This is a genomic window from Phocaeicola coprophilus DSM 18228 = JCM 13818, assembly GCF_000157915.1.
GTDB lineage: Bacteria > Bacteroidota > Bacteroidia > Bacteroidales > Bacteroidaceae > Phocaeicola > Phocaeicola coprophilus.
In genome coordinates this window covers 243,333-245,781 of record NZ_EQ973637.1, presented here as the reverse complement: position 1 = coordinate 245,781, position 2,449 = coordinate 243,333, and the positions used below count along the sequence as shown (strand labels likewise).

The window sequence follows — 2,449 nt, the reverse complement described above, 5'->3', positions numbered from 1 at the left end:
AAACGCTCCGGGGCAATGCCCCTAAGCGGAATGTAAGATATTGCCGCTTGAAAGGGCTCAATCCGTCAAGCGGCAATTTTATTTATCCACCTCAAATAATATTGCCGTTATGCTTGAGCAGAAAAAGACAACCGTCAGCATTGATGGAATTCCTCTTCCTTCCTTTTTTCAGGTTGTGTTGAAACAGTCCATCAATGACCATCATTATTTTGAAGTTCACATGGATATAGAGTCCGGTGAATTCTACAAGACTCATACGCTTGACAACAGCATGAACTGGATAGGCAAGCAAGCGGAAATCCTTTTGGGCGGCGGCAACAGCTTCAAAGGGATAGTGACACATGTGGGACTGCACCGCTCGAAAGGCAATCACGGCTATCTGCTCATCCAGGGGTATTCATTGACCTTCCTTCTCGAAACAGAGCTAAACTGTGCTTCGTGGACCAACACCACGCTATTCAGCATAGTGAAAGAAATATGCGACAGGGCCGGTATGCCTTGCGCCATCAAACCGGAATATACAGCTGAGATAGAATACGAATGCCAGTATATGGAAAGCGACTTCGACTTTATCCGCAGGCTGGCCAGACAATACCACGAGTGGCTGTACTACGACGGGAAACAACTTGTATTCGGCAAGCCTGACAAACTGCCATCAGCCATACAGCTGAGCTACGGACGCGAAATATCCGACCTGAACATAGGCATACAAACACTTGCCCGCCCGGTAGAGGGAAACTCATACGACTCCGCCAATGCAAAATTCTGCAAAGGTGCCGCTTCCAATGTTCCCACCGGCATGAACATGCTGGGGCAAACGGCCTTTGACGCTTCTGTCAAGCTCTTCAAATCGAAGGCATTCCAACATACAGAAATCAGGGTTGCCAACGACAGCCAAGCAGAAAACCATTTCCAAAAGAAACAACAGAGCGATGCTTCGCCTTCACATTATATATCCTGTGAAACGGACTGCAACCGGATAACACTCGGCAGCGTAGTGGAAATACAAACCGCAATACAGAACTTCCAATTTGATTTTATAGAAAAGACTTTAGGTGAATATTTCATCACCGAAATTACCCATGTAGCCGGAACCGGAGAAAGCTACAACAATAACTTTACCGCACTCTACTCGCTGACAACAAGTCTTCCGACCCCGGAAGTCCCCCTACCAGTGGCACAGACGCAGCAGGCGGTAGTGGTAAGCAATGATGACCCCAAGAAACAAGGACGTGTACAGGTAAAGATGAACTGGCAGGGCGATGGCATGACAACCTCATGGATACGTGTCATGACTCCCGATGCCGGAATGAGCAATAAAGTATCAACCAACAGAGGTTTTGTCTTCATCCCGGAAAAGGACGACATCGTACTAGTAGGCTTCCGGTATGATGACCCGAAACGTCCGTTCGTAATGGGCAGCCTGTTTAACGGGAAAACAGCTACAGGAGGCGACAACGGCAACAAGAAAAAAAGCCTGACCACACGGAGCGGATGTACCATCACCATAGATGACGACGAAGGAAGCATCAAAATGACAGATCAGGCCGGCAACAGCTATGCCGCCGACGGGAAAGGCAATATCAGCATTTCCGCATCCAAATCCATAAAACTGTGCGTAGGCGAAACCAGCATTGAACTGGACAGCGAAGGAAACATCAAAACCACCGCCGAAGCCCAAATTACGGAAACAGCCGCCAACGAAATCACACAGGCCGCAAAAACAATAAACAGCAGTGCCGAAGAAGCATATAACATAAGCGGAAGCGACGTAACCGCCATGGGAAGCAAAACCGCAACCCTGTCGGGCAACACACAGGCCACCGTGGACTCCAGCGGAACAACCGCCATAGCAGGTACAATCGTAAAACTGAATTGACCTATGAGCAATGCCATACAACAAATAGCGGACAATATGCTCCTCCTTTGGGAGGATGCCGTAGCACAACCGGTAAAGATGATACGCATTGTCATCAATCCGGGGGACGAAACCATGCTCAAGGCTTTCTATGACTACATGCTGGCCATCGACAGCGAAGAAGAAGACATGGTCTTCATCATCGCCCTTCCATTTACATCAGCAATGGAGTTCAGTAAAGATGTACTGCAATATATCAGCAAGCAAATAGAGTACTGGAACAACTCGAAAAAGCCTGAAGACATCGTTTTTGAAAAAGTGGAATGGCAGGCAGATGACAGCACCATAAATAGCAGCAATGCAGCCCAGACAGTAGTGGAAAATTTCAACCGGCTGACCCACGAGCTTGTCAGCGGTACAGACATGAAATGCAGCTTCATTTTCAATCTGGAAGGCACAAAGGACTATGAAGGATGCCGACAGTGGTTCAGTCAGGCACTCTCCCAACCATTCGACAAACAGATGGTATGGGGAACCGGCGATATCATCGGCCAAGAACAGTTCGGCAAGCTCATGACGACCTACCAGAAA

The 2,449-nt window shown here is 48.1% G+C and carries 1 protein-coding gene and 1 pseudogene; both read left to right on the top strand.

Features of this window, described 5'->3' with window-relative positions:
• Positions 1-109 precede the first annotated feature (109 nt).
• Positions 110-1,879 carry a type VI secretion system Vgr family protein gene (locus BACCOPRO_RS07180; RefSeq protein ID WP_008142262.1) on the top strand — a complete coding sequence of 590 codons (1,770 nt, stop codon included), beginning with the start codon at positions 110-112 and terminating at the stop codon, positions 1,877-1,879.
• A 3-nt stretch (positions 1,880-1,882) separates the two neighbouring features.
• Positions 1,883-2,449 (top strand): annotated as a pseudogene (locus BACCOPRO_RS18035) (hypothetical protein); the annotation flags it as partial.

Bases quoted from the DNA above. Each gene is read 5' to 3' on its own strand.
- BACCOPRO_RS07180 (WP_008142262.1), top strand. From the start codon at position 110: ATGCTTGAGCAGAAAAAGACAACCGTCAGCATTGATGGAATTCCTCTT.